Below are 2,215 nucleotides of genomic sequence, written 5' to 3'. Positions count from 1 at the left end.
AGGCGTGATTCATTCCATCGTCATTATAAAATTGTTCAAGAGAAATTTTACGAGTGGAATTTGCATCTTGGAGTTCTACAACAGAATTTAGCGCAATGAGAATCGGCGCAAGGTCAGAAGAAAAAACTGCGGTGCAACGTGATAGTTCCGGCGCGGCATGACAAATTCCATCGCCGTATTTCAAACAATTGCCAAGAGAAGTTCTCCAGAAATCAGATTGGTCGTAGTAAAAGCAGCGCGTGTTCAAACATAAATTGCCGCCGATAGTTGCGCTGTTTCGTATTTGCGGCGATGCTATGGATTTTACTGCATCAATAATAGAAGGAAAATATTTTTTCACATTTTCATTTTGCTCAATTTCTGCAAGCGTACACATTGCACCAATCTTCAAACCATCTTTAATTGAAAACGAAATGTTGCGCAACTCTTTTATTTTTCCGAGCCACAAAATATGTTTCGGTTGAAGAACGCCTTGCTTCATTCCGACAAGAACGTCCGTTCCTCCTGCAAGAATTTTTGTTTCTCCATTCGATGAAGAAAGAATATTCACCGCGTCATTCAATGAAGTCGGTGAGTGAAATTCAAATTTGTTCAAACGAATCATAACGCTTCAACTAACTCTGCTTTGAAATTGAACGCGCGTTTCTTTTCTTCAATTGCTTGCAAAACTTTTTCAGGAAGAAATGGAACGTTATGCAATCGCACGCCAACTGCATCGTAAATCGCATTTGCAATTGCGGGAATCACTGCAAGCAATGGACCTTCTCCCGCTTCTTTTGCTCCAAGAGGTCCTTCCGGGTCGTTACTTTCAACGATGATAGTTTCTATATCCGGCGTATCGAGCGATGTCGGCGTTTTATAATCGAGCAGCGATGCAGTTTTCAAAAGTCCGCCAAGTGTTGATTTTGTGTTGCGTGTGTAGGAAAGATTTTCAAACAGCGCTTCACCGATTCCCATATACACGCTTCCTTCGATTTGTCCTTCGACAAGAGTTTTGTTCAACGCTTTTCCGCAATCGTGCGCTGACCATACTTTGTGAATTGTAACGTGTCCCGTTTCTTCATCCACTTCCAACTCAACTACGTGCGCAGTAAAACTATACGCCGGCGATGGTCCCGCTCCCGCGCCTTTGTATGTTCCTCCAAGTTTCGGCGGCGAGTAAGAACCAACTTCCGAAAGCGTTCCGAATTTTTGTTCTGCTAATCGTGCCGCATCAATGAAAGTAATTTTCTTTTCGAAATTATTTTCAACAAAAATATTTCCTTCGTTTGCAACCAACAAAGTTTTCTCTACTTCAAACTTTTCTGCAACGGCAATGAAAATTTTTTCTTTCAATTTTTTCGCGGCTTGCAACACTGCATTTCCCGCCATAAACGTTACGCGGCTTGAATAACTTCCCAAATCCACCGGAGTTAAATCCGTATCTGCTTCATACACTTTCACGTTGTCAATTTTTATCCCCAGCGTTTTCGCAACGAGCGATGCAAGCACTGTATTTGAACCTTGCCCAATATCCGACGAACCGCAAAACACAGTAACGCCGCCGCCTCTGTCAATTTTCACCATCGCTCCACTATGCGGAAGTCCGAGCCAGTTGATTTCTTTTCCCGCACCGCTGATGTATGCGCTTGCGGCAATTCCAATTCCACGACCGCGCGGAAGTTTTCCTTTTTTATTTTTCCAATCTGATGCGTCCAAAACTTTTTCAATGCATTCTTGCATTCCGCAACTTGTAATACGAAGCGAATTGATTGTCGTGGAATTTTTCTCAACAAGATTTTTCAATCGCAATTCCGCAGAATCAATTCTGAGTTCTTCCGCAATTCTATCGAGTTGCACTTCAAACGCAAATCGCGGCTGAACTGCACCGTGTCCGCGTTTTGGTCCGCACGGTGGTTTGTTCGTGTAAACGCGCGTGCTTTCAAATTTGTAATGCGGAACTTTATACGGCAAGGTGAGCAATTGTCCGGAATAATACGTTGTAATAATTCCATAACTTCCATACGCGCCTCCATCGAGATACGCTTTGTATTGAATCGCAGTTATCGTGCCGTCATTTTTGACACCGGTTTTCAAACGCATCTTGGTTGCGTGTCGTCCGCGATGAGAATAAAAAACTTCTTCTCGCGTGTATGTAATTTTTACCGGGCGTCCCGTTTTCATAGAAAGAAATGCGGCGCAAAACTCTAATGCGAACGGTTCACTCTTTCCACCG

At 43.2% G+C, this 2,215-nt stretch carries 2 protein-coding genes; both read right to left on the bottom strand.

All coding sequences use genetic code 11. The features are described 5' to 3' along the window. Positions 1 to 604, bottom strand: a 604-nt coding sequence (locus FJ218_11385; GenBank protein ID MBM4167504.1) for a 4-hydroxybenzoyl-CoA reductase subunit beta, incomplete at its 3' end; no start/stop codon positions are given. Beyond that, the coding region (locus FJ218_11380) for an aldehyde oxidase (protein ID MBM4167503.1) at positions 601 to 2,215 on the bottom strand (1,615 nt) is incomplete at its 5' end. The genes FJ218_11385 and FJ218_11380, both read right to left, overlap by 4 nt.

This window comes from Ignavibacteria bacterium, assembly GCA_016873775.1.
In the GTDB taxonomy this organism is placed as follows: Bacteria; Bacteroidota; Ignavibacteria; order UBA10030; family F1-140-MAGs086; genus JAGXRH01.
Note: the sequence above shows the minus strand (reverse complement) of the source record. Positions and strands in the feature narration are given on the sequence as shown.